Annotated in this window: 11 protein-coding genes and 5 tRNA genes; 5 read left to right on the top strand and 11 right to left on the bottom strand. The window is 60.2% G+C overall.

Features of this window, described 5'->3' with window-relative positions; translation table 11 throughout:
- Window positions 1-80: 80 nt before the first annotated feature.
- Together NY023_RS07890 and NY023_RS07885 are read right to left on the bottom strand one after the other, a co-directional pair.
- A complete protein-coding gene (locus NY023_RS07890; RefSeq protein WP_044046918.1) occupies window positions 81-2,066 on the bottom strand; it encodes a hypothetical protein in 1,986 nt (661 codons plus the stop codon).
- Between the two features lie 238 nt (window positions 2,067-2,304).
- On the bottom strand, window positions 2,305-5,847 hold the full coding sequence (locus NY023_RS07885; RefSeq protein WP_158308186.1) for a sugar-binding protein: 3,543 nt from the start codon (window positions 5,845-5,847) through the stop codon (window positions 2,305-2,307).
- Between NY023_RS07885 and NY023_RS07880 the strand changes: the two genes are divergently transcribed.
- From NY023_RS07880 to NY023_RS07870, 3 genes are all read left to right on the top strand, one after another.
- On the top strand, window positions 5,818-7,344 hold the full coding sequence (locus tag NY023_RS07880; RefSeq protein ID WP_158308185.1) for a hypothetical protein: 1,527 nt from the start codon (window positions 5,818-5,820) through the stop codon (window positions 7,342-7,344). The genes NY023_RS07885 and NY023_RS07880 overlap by 30 nt on opposite strands.
- 76 nt (window positions 7,345-7,420) lie before the next feature.
- Window positions 7,421-8,695: a fimbria/pilus outer membrane usher protein gene (locus tag NY023_RS07875; RefSeq protein WP_013971550.1), complete on the top strand. Its 1,275-nt coding sequence runs from the start codon at window positions 7,421-7,423 to the stop codon at window positions 8,693-8,695.
- Window positions 8,696-8,699: 4 nt separating this feature from the next.
- The gene (locus NY023_RS07870) at window positions 8,700-9,788 is read left to right on the top strand and encodes a fimbrial protein (protein ID WP_013971549.1); all 1,089 of its coding nucleotides are present in this window, start codon (window positions 8,700-8,702) and stop codon (window positions 9,786-9,788) included.
- 240 nt (window positions 9,789-10,028) lie between these two features.
- On the opposite strand, the gene NY023_RS07865 is transcribed toward NY023_RS07870, so the two are convergent.
- The 5 genes from NY023_RS07865 to NY023_RS07845 form a co-directional block, all read right to left on the bottom strand.
- Window positions 10,029-10,104: transfer RNA gene (locus tag NY023_RS07865), tRNA-Gly, on the bottom strand.
- Window positions 10,105-10,189: 85 nt separating this feature from the next.
- Window positions 10,190-10,265 (bottom strand) — tRNA-Gly (locus NY023_RS07860).
- A 3-nt stretch (window positions 10,266-10,268) separates the two neighbouring features.
- A tRNA-Glu gene (locus NY023_RS07855) sits at window positions 10,269-10,344 on the bottom strand.
- Window positions 10,345-10,435: 91 nt separating this feature from the next.
- A tRNA-Gly gene (locus tag NY023_RS07850) sits at window positions 10,436-10,511 on the bottom strand.
- A gap of 4 nt (window positions 10,512-10,515) precedes the next feature.
- Window positions 10,516-10,591 (bottom strand) — tRNA-Glu (locus NY023_RS07845).
- A gap of 377 nt (window positions 10,592-10,968) precedes the next feature.
- Here NY023_RS07845 and NY023_RS07840 point away from each other — a divergent pair.
- Window positions 10,969-11,736: a hypothetical protein gene (locus NY023_RS07840; RefSeq protein WP_013971548.1), complete on the top strand. Its 768-nt coding sequence runs from the start codon at window positions 10,969-10,971 to the stop codon at window positions 11,734-11,736.
- A gap of 127 nt (window positions 11,737-11,863) precedes the next feature.
- Here the strand turns inward: NY023_RS07840 and NY023_RS07835 are convergent, their stop codons facing one another.
- Both NY023_RS07835 and NY023_RS07830 read right to left on the bottom strand, forming a co-directional pair.
- Window positions 11,864-12,346, bottom strand: coding sequence for a GAF domain-containing protein (locus NY023_RS07835; RefSeq protein ID WP_003260813.1), 483 nt, complete (start codon window positions 12,344-12,346; stop codon window positions 11,864-11,866).
- Complete coding sequence (locus NY023_RS07830) at window positions 12,347-13,234, bottom strand: ATP-binding protein (RefSeq protein ID WP_013971547.1); 888 nt, start codon at window positions 13,232-13,234, stop codon at window positions 12,347-12,349.
- Between the two features lie 200 nt (window positions 13,235-13,434).
- On the opposite strand from NY023_RS07830, the gene NY023_RS07825 reads away from it, so the two are divergent.
- Window positions 13,435-15,792 (top strand): response regulator, encoded by a 2,358-nt coding sequence (locus tag NY023_RS07825; RefSeq protein WP_024086513.1) that lies wholly within the window; start codon window positions 13,435-13,437, stop codon window positions 15,790-15,792.
- Here the strand turns inward: NY023_RS07825 and NY023_RS07820 are convergent.
- Both NY023_RS07820 and msrB read right to left on the bottom strand, forming a co-directional pair.
- Window positions 15,782-16,270 carry a glutathione peroxidase gene (locus NY023_RS07820; RefSeq protein WP_013971545.1) on the bottom strand — a complete coding sequence of 163 codons (489 nt, stop codon included), beginning with the start codon at window positions 16,268-16,270 and terminating at the stop codon, window positions 15,782-15,784. The genes NY023_RS07825 and NY023_RS07820 overlap by 11 nt on opposite strands.
- 13 nt (window positions 16,271-16,283) lie before the next feature.
- On the bottom strand, window positions 16,284-16,679 hold the full coding sequence (gene msrB / locus NY023_RS07815) for a peptide-methionine (R)-S-oxide reductase MsrB (RefSeq protein WP_013971544.1): 396 nt from the start codon (window positions 16,677-16,679) through the stop codon (window positions 16,284-16,286).
- Window positions 16,680-16,698 lie beyond the last annotated feature (19 nt).

Genomic DNA, 16,698 nt, shown 5'->3' with positions numbered 1-16,698 from the left:
TTACAAAGCTACAAAGAAAAACCGCCACGATATGTAGGAAAAGCCGACAAATGCCGAATGGACGGCCTTTCCTCACATCCTCAGGGTCTGGATCTCAATGGGCAGGAGCCCGCAGCGTCGTGCATGGCAACAACCTCCTCTTCGATGTCCGATTCATAGGTACGCCCTGCCAACTCAAACTCGTAGTGGACCCTTCCTCGCCCATCATGGATAGGAGGATTGAAGATGGGCAGAATATGTTTTGCATAAGGCTGTACACGCCAGACGAAACCATTGATGTTGGTCGCTGTGAGGTCGATTGTTTCGTCCAAATCCACACCAGCTACTGGTGTTTCGCCTTCTAATCCTTGAACGGCAGTCCATTTCAGCGTCACCTTGTCACCCACTTTGAGCCCATACTGCGCCAGATCCGGTACCTGGACACGGATCGCAGGGTCAAGCGGGTTATCTGGATCACCGTCATCGTAAAGCGCATCGCAGGTCAGCCAGCCGACAGGTTCACTGGTATTGCCGCCCAGGAACTTTGGTTGTTCCGGATGGATGCCGATGGCAGTCACGTCTACATCGACGGTATCGGACCATACAACGTTCGGGTTGCCCGGTCGCCTGACCTTGTAGTGGACTGGAACGATATCGTTGCCCCTCGCTGCTATGGCCGCCCATGGCACCTCGAATTCCATATCTTCACCGATATCGTCTGTTGCCAATGAATAGTCCAATGTGTCGAGATGGGTGTCGTCCCAGTAGAACGTGAGTACGTCGTTCTCCTGCAATGAAGCATCAATTTTCAGAAGTAACCGTGCAGCCTCGAACTCATCATCAGGAAGCAAAGTGTTCTCGGTGTCGGATTTCTTGCCGTAAACAGCAGGAAGCGGCAGCCGCGGGTTCACCGGCTCCGGCCACTCCGGATCTGGATCAGGGCCGACTGGGCCAACCCGCTCGAGATTGACCATGACATCGATGTCCCGACCACCTTGCGGCACGGTGCCCCTGCGCACTTCGTACGCCACCTTCACCGCAACCGCGCCCGTGCTGCCGGCGCCGTAGCTGTCCCAAACGACGGTCGGAGTTATCCGAAAATCCATCGGAAAGGCGTTGAGGCTACCCACTTCGCGCCACTCGGACGTATCGCTACCCCAAATCACCCGCACCTCGTCGGTAGGCTTGGCGTTGGCGAAGGCCAGCACTTGCACGACGATACCGTCGAAGACATCCTGTTGGTCGATCACGCCATCATCGGCAGCCGCCACGAGGGGGGCTTGGAAACTGCCAGGCGGGGGGCCGATGGCCACCCCCACAGCTCGAGGAGCCGAAAGCCGGCTGAGATTACCCGCCTTGTCCTTCAGCACGTACAGCGCGTATACACCGCCATCTCCCAGCGCTCGGATGGTGTCGGCAGGCACGGCGATATCCTGCGGCAATGCCCCCACGTCGACGGCCCCATCGGGGTCGACGACTTCACCTTCACCCGGTACTTTGTTGAGCCAGAACCAGAACACTTTGTCGCCGTCGGCCCGATCCGGATAAACGGGCAATGTAAGTTTTACTGTTGTAATAGTCGCATCAGTAATATCGGCAATCACCGGAAATGCATCGGGTGTCGCTTTATCGTACGGGGGTTTCCGGTCAAATCTTAATGTCAGTTTATCCGATCCCGTTGTGGAACCTGTGTACTGTTTTACTTCGTAACTAAAACTGTGATCGCCATCCGCCCACTGCTCCAACTGCAAACGATCAAACGGGATCGGAAGCGGGAAAAGGCCGGCATCATTAATATCAAACTGCTCTTCCAGAAGCGTCTTGCCAGTTTGTTCATGTGTAACCGTCAGAAGGTCATACCTGCCAACCGGCGCCATTACTGGCCAATTAGGAATAGTAATCTGGAGCACTTTGCCGTCATCTTCCAAGTACTCAACCTTGACCGTATTGTCCTTAGGGTCTGCAATCAACTCCGGGGCTATTCCCGGGGCATTCAACGCTTGAGGCTGAGCATGACGAATGCGAATTGGACGTAGTGTCGCCTGCTCCTTTTCCACTACAGGCCGTTTACCAACTGACTGACTCATTCCGAGATCTCCCGTTAATCGCCGCAGGTATGTTTCAGCTACCCAGACACTTGACCAGTGTCAGCAGCCCGAAGCTTCGAATACAACTTCAGCTTCCTTCTGACTGAAGCCTGTACTCAATGACTCCGAATCACAACTGGCATTTTTATCAGGTACCTGAAACCCACCCGGCCTTGACAGGCAAAAAAAAGGCCCATGCAAGCATGGGCCTTTTCATTCACGCCTGAATCACTCGGCTCTAGATTTCCTGACTGGCCAAACGATCCACCGGGTCATATCCGTAGCGACTTGTTTGCTCTGGAACATCGCCGTTTGCAGGTACGATCACTTCGATCAGACGGTTCAAACCGTCATAGGTCAGATCACGCCCTGCATCATCCTTGGTCAACCGCGCGCGATCATCGTAGTCATAAGTCTCCTTGCGCAGTAAGTGCTCACCCTCGTGTAGCGTTCGCAAGGTCAAGGCATCACGTACATCGTAATCCTGCGCCAGGCTTTGCACCGCGTTGTTCATGGTGAACGTGCGCAATACTTCTCGATCGAACTCATCGTAGCTCAACGTCGTGATCAGGAACTGCCCCCCTTCTCGGGTAGCAATCTTGATCTGTCGGCCAAGCGTGTCATAGGTAAAGCGTGCCTCTACGCCCCCTAACGTTGTCAGTTCCAACTGGCCTGCGGGGTTGTAGTCATAGCGCTGAATCGCACCGAGCACATCGGTGTAAGTCAATGCACGTTCACGCAGGCTTACCTGGTAATACATGGTGTAATCGTTACGCACTTCAGACTTGACCGCCCCCGTGCTGAAGTAGGTGCGTTTGAGGAGTTCCCCTTGCTCCACGGCAGCGGTCAGGTGCGCGTCCTTCGGATCGTATTCATACGTGGCTTCGAAGTTCTGTGCGGCCACGCTGGTGGTCGAGTCGACGACCTTACGGCTGATAGGCTCCTCATTCAGTTGAGGGTTGTACTCGTAGTAAATGCTCTCACCCGCTGGCGTGATCACCCTGTCTGGATTGCGCTGGCCGGGCAGGTAGAACATCTGTCGCCTGCGCCCACCGGTAATCGACACGACCATGCGATCCAGGCCATCGAACACTTGTTCACCGAGCACCTTGTCACCGACCCTGATAAGCACCGGCAAATCTTCACCGCTGTGCGTGGCATAGTCGCGGTGCACCACGCTACCGTCTGCCAGGGTTTCGTCCACCAGTCGATCAAACACATCGTAGACAAAGCGTTTGTCGGCCCTGCGAGCATCTATCTCTTGCGTCAGGCGCCCGAGGCCATCGTAGTGGCTCTGCTGCACACTGTAGGACTTGGCGGGCACGCCCGGCCTGTCGATGGTAAAGCGCTCCACCCGCACAGGCGTTTCGAACCGGTTGAGCCAGCTGACGGTCTTGCCGGTTCGACCGGCGCCATCGGGAAGCAGCAGTTCACCCGTGCTGGCATCACGCAGTTCGCCATCCTCCGATTCGCGCCAGCTGGTCTGTACCGGGCCATCCTTCCACTGGTCGCTGCCCTGCGGGTCGGTCTGCTCGAAATGCCTGACGTTGTCGGGGCCGATCTGGCAATACTGCTGGCCCCAGTCATCGTAGAGGTAGCGCGTCATATAGGCGGTTTCCGCCGCGGTCGCCACAACCGGCTTGCCAACCTGTTGCGCGGCCCGGGCATCGACCTTTTCAGGTTCATAGTCCAGCCAATCGTATTCGGTTTCCTCGGCAAGGTTGCCGAAGCCGTCGTAGGTCATCTTGTAACTGGCACGCAATGCCTCGGCACGCAAGGTATCGGGGTTGTCCGCATCCTGACGTTCCTGCGCCACCGCGCGGTTCAGGCCATCGACCCAGGTGCGGGTGACCACTCCCTTGACATTCTCACTGGTCTCCTCGGCCTGCTGACCGGTCAGGGCAACCAAGCTGTAACTGTAACGACGCGAAGCTCTGAATTCGGCGTGGTTAGGCATGACAATCTCCTCGACCACCCGCCGCAACGAATCGTAGACATACGCAATCTCCACATCGTTGTCGTCACGGTTGAGCACTGGCAGGTTGATCAACACATCCTGACGCAGGGTAGTGCGCTTCTGAGCATGATGGGGGCTACCGTACGCCTGCTCCGAACCATGGTCGAAACCGGTATGGGTCTGCACCGTCTGCAGCACATTGGCGCCGATTGCCTCCGACATCTCGTACAGGTAAGCATTCTTCGTGGCTTTATTGTCGAGTGTGGTGACCTGGGATCGGATACGGCCATATTCCAGCCCGACGCGGTGCATCCGGTAGTACGTATAATCCGTCGAACTGTAGGGTTGGCCGATCTGGTCGCTTTCATTGGCAAGTTTCAGCAGGGTCTCATTCTTGACCAGTAGCGCACCCGCCCGATCATGGGCGCCCACCTTGGCAGCCAGGCGTTCATAGGTAAGGCGAGTGCAGCGGATAGGCGCCACCGGTTGCCCCGGCGCGCCGGCGCCAGGTATCACGACCGTGTCGCGCACGTTACGCACAAAGTCATGAGGATCCGGTGGGCAGTCGGTACCCGCCCCCTCCTTGGGGTAATACGCGTAGCGGGTGCGCACACCGTTGGCCAGCAGTTCGTCGAGCAGGTTGCCGTAATCATCGTATAGGGTCGTGTCACACTCCTCCCGTGCCCAGCCGCTGCCTTCTTTCCAGCGGCGCGTCACGACATGGGGCATCTGGAAGAACTTCGGCTGATGCTTGAAGGACAAGCCAGGTTGCTCGTGGTACTGCGTGACCACTTCGTGCACGTGCTCGTTCTGCGCGTTGACCTGGCGGGTCATGAGGTGGAAACGGTTGTAGTATTGAGTAACCGTTTTCAATACTTGATCTGGCGCATCCTTCGGCTTGTCGGCGTGCAGATAGTGGGTAATCTGCGTGGAATACTCGAAGTCCGACCCCGTGAACTGGTAGAGGTTGTCAAAGCCATTGTCAACCCAACTGACGCCAGAGGCCCCCCGTCCCAGGAAGTTGTTGTCCGAGTACGCGTAGGTAGTCAGCATGGCTGGCTGCCCGGCACCAGGTTCGATGAGATGACGAACCACCCTGGGTAATGCCGGATGCGCATCCCCTGGGAAGCGATGGCCAATATTATCACCGAACTCGTAATCGATGGTTTCAGTGCCGCCCACCGGGTTTTCCACCTTGCTCAAAACGGCCAGGTTGCGCTCGCCTTCGTATTTCAAGTGGCGGTATTTCAGGCGCCAACTGCCCTTGTTCGCATAGGGATCATCATGGTCAAAGGGTAATTGCACCGATTGGGGCAGGCGCAGTGCCGGTGAACCTTCGGTACTCAGGTTAATGGTATAAGTTGCCAACGCGCGGCCTTGACTGCCGGACTCTGGATGCAGACCGATAATTACTTCACCACTGCTGTAGGTCAGCTCCAGCAACTTGAGCCCCGTGCCATCTACAATGCTGGTCAGGCAGGGAATGCCATTGTAACTGTCGTTGTACGCCAAGGTGATCCAGTGCCCCAGAGGGCCTTCGACGCGTACTGGTAGTGCAACCTTGTTTTCGCTGCCCTTGAGTTCAAGAAATTCCACCAGGCCGGACTTGTGTACCACCCGCCAGTAGGCCCCATGCGTGTCTTCGTGCATGTGGAAGGTTTCCACCGTGCGCTCGTCAATCCCCAGCCCGGTGCCATCGCCGAGGTCGGAGCCTGTGATCTTGTAACGCTCTCCGGTGTGCAATTCGAGCATGTTGCTGGCAGGCGAGTACTGCGTAAGGTTCAAACTCCAGCCATGACCAAAGCCTGCATCCTGGCTACTCATCGGGTTGAACCCCAGGCGCAGTGGCAGCGATGGCCCCATGAGACAATTGCCTATCAACTCCGGCAAGGCGATGAACAGGGCGTACTGCGCGGTACGCGGGTCACCCTCCCCGAACACTACCCAGCGAGTAGCCACAGTCGGGTCAGGCAAGCTCAAGGACTGGCCACTTTCCAAGGTTACCTGCTGTTTGGCCAGGTCGAACTGGATGGGTTTAGCGTGGAAGCTTCCCAGCCAACCCAAGTGACAACCAATGTGCAAAAAGTCGTGAGCACCCTGTTACTCGATGGTCTTAACCGCAGCGTAGGCGAGAAGCGCGAAATCGATACGGCCAATGACCCGGACAATCCGGTACGCAAGACCTTCACCGTGGCCACGAAGCAATACGACAGTCTTGGGCGCCAATGCGCCGAAACCGTCCATGACAATCTCGACAACAACGAAAGCCTCGCACTGACCAGCCGGTTCGAGTACGACGACTGGGGCAACCTGAGCAAGACCATCGGCCCCAATGGCGTCATCTATTGCCAGCAACGCTCGCCGTTTGGCAAAGACGGAGACATCATCGAAACCTGGCAGGAACGAGCCGATGAAGCGGCGCTGAAACAACCATTGAGACGCCAGTTGCAAAAGGTCGAGTTCAACCGCTTTGGCAAGCCCGTATATGAGCAGCGCATCGACCTGGACGGGCAAGAAGTAGGCAGGCGCGACTACCTCTACGAAGGCCTCGGCCGCTGCGTAACGGAGACTCGCACCCAGCGCGACCCGTTGAGCACGCCTGCGGAACCCAAACCGGCCCTGCGCCATGCCTGGAAGTTCAGCTACGATGTCTGGGGCCGCATGATGCGCAACGAACGCCCCGACCAGAGCGCGCTGATACGCCGCTTCAGCGACTTCACCAGCGAAACCCTCACCACCCGCCTGGAACTCGAAGGCGATGCAACCCCAATCTGCACACGCACCTTCGATGGCCTCGGCCGCATGAGCACACTGACCGTCGGGCCACGGATAGAACGCTATGACTACCAGGAAGGACGCACGCTGGTACACCAGCATCACCGCACCAGCAAGCGCACCCATACCTACAGCTATCAGCCAGAAGTCACGACCTTGCCCACCAGGATCAGCACCACCCTCACCAGCGAGCAAGGGCAGCTGACGACAAGCCTCGACAACCCAAGCTTTGCATTCGAGCGCCCGGATGCCTCCATTACCGAAAACAGCAGGGTACGCAGAGTAAGCGCGCCTGAGATATCGACAAATGCAAGTTCCACGGAACCAGTCCAACAAACGCCCCAAGGAGGCCCTGAAAGTACTGGAAGTCAACCGCCTGCCCCTCCTAGACAACGGGCTGCTTCGACTGAAAACCTCGAAGACCTTATGAGTCAAATACGTAACTTTAGACAGTTTGACCGACATGTCGACATACGTACAATACGAGCCAGGAACTTCGATAGGAGAGAGTTCCACGGTGTATCCCCAATACCACGCCCTGATTAATTAGTTCACACCTACATTCATTACCAATACAAGTTACCTCTGTTCTCCAGGGCCCTACCGCGCCGCACTGCTCGGCATGGCCCGCGACCTGGGGCACCTGGGCGCGGTGTCGCTGGATGTCACCCAGGCCAGCGCCGACCTGGGCCAGCGCCTCGGCCAAGTGCAGGGCCAGAGTTATTCCGCCCGCTACGGCAAGGCGTTCACCACCGGTACCAATCTGCGATTCGCCGGCTACCGCTACTCCAGCGAAGGTTACCGCGACTACGACGAGGCCGTACGCGAACGCAATGCCTACAGCGGCTACCTCGGCAACCGCCGCAGCCGCCTCGAAGCGTCGGTATACCAGAGCCTGGGCAATTACGGCTCGCTGAGCCTGTCGCTGTCCCAGGACGACTACTGGCGCAACAACCTGCAACGCAGGCAGTACCAGCTGCAGTACAACACCCAGTACCGCAACATCAACTTCAACCTGTTCGCCTCGCAATCGCTGACCCGCAACAACCACCAGGACCGCCTGATCGGCCTGAACATTACCTTGCCCCTGGACTGGTTCAACGGTGCCAGTGCCACGATCGGCACCCAGGCCAGCAACGGGCGCCAGAGCCAGCGCGCCAGCCTCAGCGGCGGCGCACTGGACAATCGTTTAAGGTATACCGCCTCGACCACCCGCGATATCCAGCAACAGACATCCGGCGCATTGTCGGTCGGCTATCAAGGGGCCTGGGCCAACGTCGGTGCCGGCTACACCCAGGGCAACGACTATCAGTCATTCTCGGCCAACGCCAGTGGCGCCATGGTGCTGCACGCGGGCGGCCTGACCATTGGCAGCCAACTCGGCGAAACCAACGCCCTTGTCGAGGTCCCTGGCACACCAGGCCTCGGTGTGCAGAGCACCCCTGGCGGAAGGACCGACAGCGCCGGCTACCTGATCGCACCACACCTGCGCCCCTATCGCAGCAACCCGCTGCACCTGGACACCGCCGACCTGGCGCCACAGGTACAGATAGACAACGGCAGCACCCAGGTTGTCCCCCGCCGCGGCGCAATCGTCAAAGCAACCTTTGCCGCACGCAATGTCAGCCGCTTGATCCTGACCTTGCTACAGGCCAACGGCAAGCCGCTGCCCTTTGGCGCCCAAGTCAGTGATGAGCAGGGCCAGGTATTGGCGGTGGTCGGCCAGGCCGGCCAGGCGCTGGTGGCCACCGATGACAAACCACAGCCATTGCACGTGCAGTGGGGCGGCCAGACCTGCCAGTTGGCCATCGCCCCTCGAAGCATGCGCGAGGAACAAGGCTACCGCCTTCAGACCCTGCAATGCCCGCAATCCTCGACAGACAGCCCCCGGACCTGAACCCATGAAACCATCCACCCGCGTCTCGTTGACTTCCCTGTGCCTGGCACTGCTGGCCAGCGGCGAGGTCTTTGCACGATCGGCCTGCGACTGGAGCGGCGGCATCAGCGGCGAACTGGAGCACAACATCGATCTCAAACACCAATGGGTAGGCCGCGATGCGCCAATCGGGTCGGTCATTGGCCAGGCCGAAACTTACTACAACCGGCCCAACGAAGCTGGCCTCCAGGTAATCTGTACCAATTTCATGGCCGAAGGCCCAACCCTTACGGCCAACGTGAACAACACCCAGCCACTGTTCACTGGTTCGCTGCCGCCGATCAACGGCGAAGACCTCACCGGCCGCGTGATCCAGACCGGCGTGGATGGTATCGGCATTCATGTGCGCCTGGTCGCACCATATCACGGCAAAGGTGGCAGCCCCAGCAATGCCTGGACTTACATCAACTGGACGTCGGTCCCGTGGCAAGGCTACGCCGATCACGCCCCTGGCCCCACCGGCATCCAACTGAACAACCTGCGTGCATACATCACGCTGATCAAGACTGGCCCGATTGCCCCCGGCCCCCACTCCTTCAACGGTATTCAACTGTTCAGTGGCACCTACAGCGATGTCGGCACCGTGATGCGTGCGCACTTGCATGGCACAGTGACCACCGCGCAATGCACGCTGAAGGCCAACGCCGTCAGCCCGGCCCCGGTAGATCTGGGCACCCACGACGTGAAGGACTTCGGCAAACCTGATGACTTCACGAAAGCAGTCCCCTTCAGGATCACACTCAACGACTGCGAAAGCGACGCATCAGGCGGCACCCAGGCCTATATACGGCTCGACGGAGCCAATGGGTCGAAACCGATAGACGTCGACAAGGGTGTATTCAGCCTGTCCAGCGGTTCGGGGGCTACTGGCATCGGTATCCAGGTGCTGCACGCAGACGGCAGCCCCTTTCGGCTGGAAGAAGAAGTTGCCGTGATGCCGCTGAGCCCCGGCGACCTCACCCTGAATTTCCAGGCCCGCTATTACCAGACCGCGCCCACCGTAACCCCGGGCGAGGCCAATGGAGCACTCAATTTCACCGTCACTTATCGCTGATTTGCACCCGGCCTGGCAACTTGCTTGCCAGGTTGTTGGTTTGGGAAAAGCAAAAACGCAAAAATGCTCCGCATCGAAAGATGGGGAGCATTTCTCGTTATAGGGTGCGCCCACCACGTACAGCCCAAGCGGGCAATCCGTGTCCTGGGAGCCAGGAAAATGAAGCCATGAGAGGCTGGAGAGCTTTTTTCAGTACAAAAGCAAACGCCCCGAACAAGTCGGGGCGTCTGGTTACATGTTTGGAGCGGGAAACGAGACTCGAACTCGCGACCCCGACCTTGGCAAGGTCGTGCTCTACCAACTGAGCTATTCCCGCATTTTGAAGCTTTACCACTATCGGCGTGAAGCGCCTTGAAGACCTTCACCACCACTGCACCGCATAGACGCCACAGTATTTAAACTGGAGCGGGAAACGAGACTCGAACTCGCGACCCCGACCTTGGCAAGGTCGTGCTCTACCAACTGAGCTATTCCCGCAAATGGCGTCCCCTAGGGGACTCGAACCCCTGTTACCGCCGTGAAAGGGCGGTGTCCTAGGCCACTAGACGAAGGGGACACACGACACTTTTCAGTGCACCAGGTTTGAACCTCACGATTCAGCCTGGATTTTCTTTTCCTGCCCCGCAGTTAAGCGTTGCCGGAGAAACTGGAGCGGGAAACGAGACTCGAACTCGCGACCCCGACCTTGGCAAGGTCGTGCTCTACCAACTGAGCTATTCCCGCAATTTGGCGTCCCCTAGGGGACTCGAACCCCTGTTACCGCCGTGAAAGGGCGGTGTCCTAGGCCACTAGACGAAGGGGACACGCTGCTGGCATTACTGCCTGCTTTCACTCCCTGCCGCGTTTCGCTGTGTGCTTTACGCTGCAAGTGGCGCGCATTCTATGGATGGTTCGGACAGGCGTCAACCCCTTTATAGAAATTTATTTAAATCAATGACTTCCGGGTGTGTTGGGGTGCAGATGCGGGATGGGTTGCCGATATAGAGAGAAGCAATCCTGTGCCGGCCCTTTCGCGGCTAAAGCCGCTCCCACAGGGACCGTGCGCAGCTTGAAGGCAGTGCCGTACCTGTGGGAGCGGCTTTAGCCGCGAAAGGGCCGGCACAGGGATTTAGCAGCTGTTCGTCCCACACCGAACTCACTACACTCAAAGCTGTAATTCTTCTTCAATGAGGCATTAACGGTGACACCACTTCTGATCACCCTGCTCATCGTGGCGGGTATCGCGCTGCTGATCGTGATCGGCTACCTAAACAATGTGGTCGAGAACGGCAAGCTCGAGCGCGCCCGGATGAAGATCGAGCTGGCCGACCGCCTGCGCCGCTGTGGCGAAATCACCGAGACCTTCCCCGGCCAGTTCATGACCCCGGCGCTGAAGTTGCTGCTGACCCGCCTGGAGCTCAACCTCAACCAGCGTCAATTGGCGATGGACAAGCACAATGCCGAGATCAAGGCGCGCATCGCCGAACTGGAAAACCTGATTGCCCAGGGTACGCAGATCCCGGTGAACAACCCGCCCAACCCGATCCAGACCGAGATCAAGGCCAAGGATGTGCGTTTCCTGCTGGAGGCGTTGCACAACCAGGTGACCCGAGCCGCCCAGGAGGGCTTCCTGCCCACGCCCGAGGCCAAGCAATGGATCAAGGAAATCCGCCATATCCTGGTGCTGCTGCATATCGAGTTCTTCAACAACCTCGGCCAGCAGGCCCTGCAGCAGAACCAGCCAGGCCAGGCGCGCCTGGCCTTCGAGCGCGGCGTGCAGTACCTGCGCAAGCAGCCGGAACCGAAGGTGTATGAAGAGCAGCTGACGTACCTGGAGAAGCTGCTGGCTCGGGCCAACGCCCAGGTGCTGGACCGCCTGGCCCCGGCGGAGGACGAGCAGAATGAACTGACCCAGGGGCTCAAGACCGATGAGGAAGAGACCTGGAAGAAGAAGGTGATGTACGACTGATGCTTTAACCTGTACCGGCCTCTTCGCGGCTAAAGCCGCTCCTACAGGGACCGCATCGCCCTCAGGCTTGGTGCGATCCTTGTAGGAGCGGCTTTAGCCGCGAAGAGGCCGGTACAGGCAGCGACCATCAGCAGTCGGTCAGCTCCAGAAAAATCGCCGCCAACCGCTCCAGCCCCACCTGATCCGCCTCACTGAAGCGCCCAAGCTTCGGGCTGTCCAGGTCCAGCACACCAATCAACCTGCCCTCCTTCACCAGCGGGATTACCAGCTCGCTGTTGGACGCACTGTCACAGGCAATATGCCCTGGGAACGCATGCACGTCCTCTACCCGCTGAGTCTGCCGGGTGGCCGCTGCCGCCCCGCACACGCCCTTGCTGAACGGGATGCGCACGCACGCCACCTGGCCCTGGAACGGGCCCAGCACCAGTTCTTCGTTGCGGTTGAGGTAGAACCCCGCCCAGTTGAGGTCGTCCACCTGGTTATAGAGGAATGCCGAAAACTGCGCGGCATTGGCGATGAAGTCACGCTCGTCGGCAAACAGCGCCTGCACTTGCGCCGCCAGCAGGTTGTAACCGTCGAGGCCGGCGCCACTGGCATTGAGGTCGATCATTTACTTTTGCTCCAGCAATTGCAGCCCGACCCAGTAGCGGGCGAACTGATAGGCACAACGGCCATTACGGTTACCGCGGCCGGTGGCCCAGCGCACGGCGAGGATGTCGAGTTCTTCGCTGCGCTGCCAGGCCAGGCCGGCAGTTTGCGCGAGCTGGCCGATCCAGTGCTCGACCACGTTCAGGAAGTGTTCCTGGGTGAAGGGGTAGAACGACAGCCACAGGCCAAAACGGTCGGACAGGGCAATCTTGTCTTCCACCGCTTCACTGGGGTGCAGCTCGCCGTCCACGCGCTTCCAGTTCTCGTTGTCGCTCTCCTTTTCCGGCACCAGGTGGCGGCGGTTGGAGGTGGCGTACAGCAGCACGTTGTCCGGAGCCTGCTCGAGCGAGCCGTCGAGCACGCTCTTGAGCACCCGGTAGTCGCCCTCCCCGGCTTCGAACGACAGGTCGTCGCAGAACAGGATGAAGCGCTGCGGCAGCTTCTGCAGCTGCTCGACCACCCGTGGCAGGTCGGCCAGGTGGTCGCGTTCGATTTCGATCAGGCGCAGGCCGGCACCCGCGTGCTCGGCCAGCAGGGCACGTACCAGCGACGACTTGCCGGTGCCGCGCGAGCCCCACAGCAGTGCATGGTTGGCAGGCATGCCGTTGATGAACTGATGGGTGTTGCGGCCCAATTGGTCACGCTGCTGGTCGACGCCGATCAGGTCGCTGAGGCGAATGTCCAGGCTGACTTCCAGTGGCAGCAGGTAGCCGCTGCGGCCATCACGCTGCCAGCGCGCGGCCAGGGTAGTGGCCCAGTCGATGTTCGGGCGCTGGGCCGGCAACAGGGGTTCGAGGCGGGCCAGTACCGATTCGGCGCGGTCCAGGAAAGCAATCAAGCGAGCGTCCATCAGGGCTCCTGCAAGTTCAGATTCGGGGCTGCTGTGCCGGCCTCTTCGCGGCTAAAGCCGCTCCCACAGGTTTATCACCGCCCTTGAGACCTGTGATGTACCTGTGGGAGCGGCTTTAGCCGCGAATAGGCCGGCACAGCCAGTAGAGCAATCAAGGCTGAATGTGTGACAGACCCACCAGCAGCCGGGGCTATTCGGCTATGCTTGCGCAGCGCAAGGGACGTGAAACCGGCTCGGGACACATGGATATCAAGTTCACCAATCGCCTGTCATACAAGCAAGCCCGGTTGACAGTCCTGGTCGGCTTCATCCTGGGAACATTGCTCAGTCTCATCCAGATCGGCATCGATTATGCCAGCGAAGACGCGTCCATCAACCGTGAAGTGCGCGCCTTGCTGCAAATCAGCCACAACCCGGCCTCGCGCATCGCCTACAACATCGACTCGGAACTGGCGCTGGAGCTGACTCGCGGCCTGCTGGAGTCGCCGGCCATCATCCGTGCGCGGCTGATCGACAACAACGAAACGGTACTGGCCGACGTCGAACGACCGCGCCTGGAGGACCGCTACCGGCCACTCAGCGACTTCCTGTTCGGCGATCAGCGCCAGTTCAAGGAACGCCTGTATCTGACCCACATGCCCGAGGAAAACCTCGGCACCCTCTACCTGGAGGTGGACACCTACGCCTTCGGCAGCCGCTTTCTCGACCGTGCCGGGATCACCCTGCTCAACGGCTTCGCCCGTAGCCTGGTGCTGACCGGCATCCTCCTGGCGCTGTTCTACATGATGCTGACCAAGCCGCTGGTGACGGTAATTGGTGCGCTCAGCGGCAGCGACCCGCGCAAACCCACGCAAACCCGCCTGCAATGCCCGCCCGGACATGAACATGACGAAATCGGCGTACTGGTAAGGGTCGCCAACCAGCAGTTCGTCAGCATGGCCACCGAGATCGATCAGCGGCGCACCGCAGAAAACCGCCTGACCCAGTACCTCAACGAGCTGGAAGATATCGTCTCGGCACGCACCAACGAGCTGAAGGCCAGCAACAGCAGCCTGAGCCTGTCCAACCAGGAGTTGGAAGAAGCCCGCCGCCGGGCGCTGGACATGGCCCAGGCGCGCGCCGCCTTCCTCGCCAACATGAGCCACGAAATCCGTACCCCGCTCAACGGCATGCTCGGCATGATCGCCCTTGCCCTGGACAGCCCGCTGCCCAGCGAGCAACGCCAGCAGCTGGCGATAGCCCATGACTCGGGCAAGGTGCTGGTGGAGTTGCTCAACGATATTCTCGACCTGTCCAAGTTCGATGCCGGCCAGCTGGAGCTGGAGCGCATTCCGTTCGACATGGGCTCGATGGTCGAGGACACTGCCAACCTGCTGTCGCAGAACACCGCGCAAAGCGTGGAGCTGACCTGCCTGATCGCCCGCGACTTCCCCAGCAGCGTGCTTGGCGACCCCACGCGGGTACGGCAGATCGTCAGCAACCTGCTGTCCAACGCCCTCAAGTTCACCCGCTTCGGCCGCGTGGATGTGCGCCTGTCGACCATCGTCGGCGGTGTGCGCCTGGAAGTGCGCGACACCGGCATCGGCATCCCCGAAGAAGCCCAGGCACGGATCTTCCAGCCATTCACCCAGGCCGGCGCCGGCATCACCCGCCAGTACGGCGGCACCGGCCTGGGCCTGGCGCTGACACGCAACCTGTGCAAGGCCATGCAGGGCCACCTGCACATCAAGTCCGACCCTGGCTTCGGCAGCCGCTTCACCGCCGAACTGCCACTGGCCGTGCACACCGAGGCCATTGCGCCAGCACCGTTGCACGGGCGCGTGGCGGCGCTGAGCACGGCCGGCAGCGGGCTCGATGAACTATTGCAGGACCTGCTGCCTGCCTGGGGCCTTGCCTACCAGCACCATGACAGCTGCGCGGGGCTCGACGCGACGGCCATCGACCTGCTCATCACCGACAGCCTGGACCACCTGTTCGAACTGCGCCCGGCATTGAAAACACCGATCTTGCTGGTGACCGCCTACGGCAACTTCCTGCCCAGCGAACAGTCGGTCGCCCTCGCCCCCCTGCACCAACTGGCCCGGCCGCTGGCGCGCAACGCCCTGTACCAGACCTTGCGCCGCACCTTGCAGGGCCATGAGCCCGAACACCCGCTGGCTACCCCGGCCATCACACTGGACCAAGGCCGCGCGCGCATCTTGCTGGTGGAGGACAACCCGGTAAACCAGCTGGTGGCCAAGGGCATGCTGGCCAAGCTCGGCTGCCAGGTACAGCTGGCCACCCAAGGCGCCGAGGCCCTGGAGCTACTGGAACAGGACGAATTCGACCTGGTCCTGATGGATTGCAACATGCCGGTGATGGACGGCTACGAGGCCAGCCGGCGTATCCGCCAAAGCGGTCGCTGGCCCGACCTGCCAATCGTCGCCCTCACCGCCAACGCCATGCCCGAAGAGCGCGAGCGCTGCCGGGCAGCCGGCATGAACGACTACCTGGCCAAGCCGTTCCGCCGTGAAGAGTTGCTGGCGCTGGTCGACCACTGGGTGCCGGTCAACGGCTGAGCAGGCGCTCGATGTCCGCTTCCAGGGCCTGCGGCTTGGTGGTGGGGGCGTAGCGCGTTACCTGGCCAGAGGCCGGGTCGACCAGGAACTTGGTGAAGTTCCACTTGATCTTCTGGCTGCCCAGAATGCCCGGCGCGCGCTGCTTGAGTTCGACGAACAGCGGATGGCTGCCGGGGCCGTTGACCTCGACCTTGCGGAACAGCGGGAAGCTCACGCCGAAATTGCGCTGGCAGAACTGGGCAATTTCCCGTGCATCGCCCGGCTCCTGCTTGCCGAACTGGTTGCAGGGGAAGCCCAGCACCACCAGGCCACGCGCGCGATAAGCCTGCCACAGTTGCTCCAGGCCCTTGTACTGCGGGGTAAAGCCGCACTGGCTGGCGGTATTGACCACCAGCAGCGCCTTGCCGGGGAAGTCGCCGAGCTTCTTGTGCTCGCCGCCCAGGGTCACGCAGGGGATGTCCAGTATCGATCCAGCCATGGTCGGGCTCCGGTCAGTCGCGCGGGCGCAGGTCGATGCACACCGAGTTGATGCAGTAGCGCAGGCCGGTCGGTGGCGGGCCATCGGGGAACACGTGGCCCAGGTGCGCATCGCAGCGGGCACAGGTGACTTCGGTGCGGATCATGCCGTGGGAGGTGTCGCGAATCTCGATCATCGCGGCTTCCTCGATGGGTGCGTAGAAGCTCGGCCAGCCGCAGCCGGAATCGAACTTGGTCTGCGCATCGAACAGCGGCAGGCCGCAGCAGATGCAGTGGTAGATGCCGTCGCGGCGCTCGCTGTTGTACTTGCCGCTGAACGGCCGCTCGGTACCCTTGAGGCGGCATACCTGATACTGCTCGGGGTCGAGCATCGACTGCCATTGTTCCAGGGTTTTCACGATCTTTTGCATGTAGGGACCTCGGCAGGCT

Source organism: Pseudomonas sp. NBB (assembly GCF_032701105.1).
GTDB lineage: Bacteria > Pseudomonadota > Gammaproteobacteria > Pseudomonadales > Pseudomonadaceae > Aquipseudomonas > Aquipseudomonas asiatica.
This window is presented reverse-complemented; position numbering and strand designations above follow the sequence as displayed.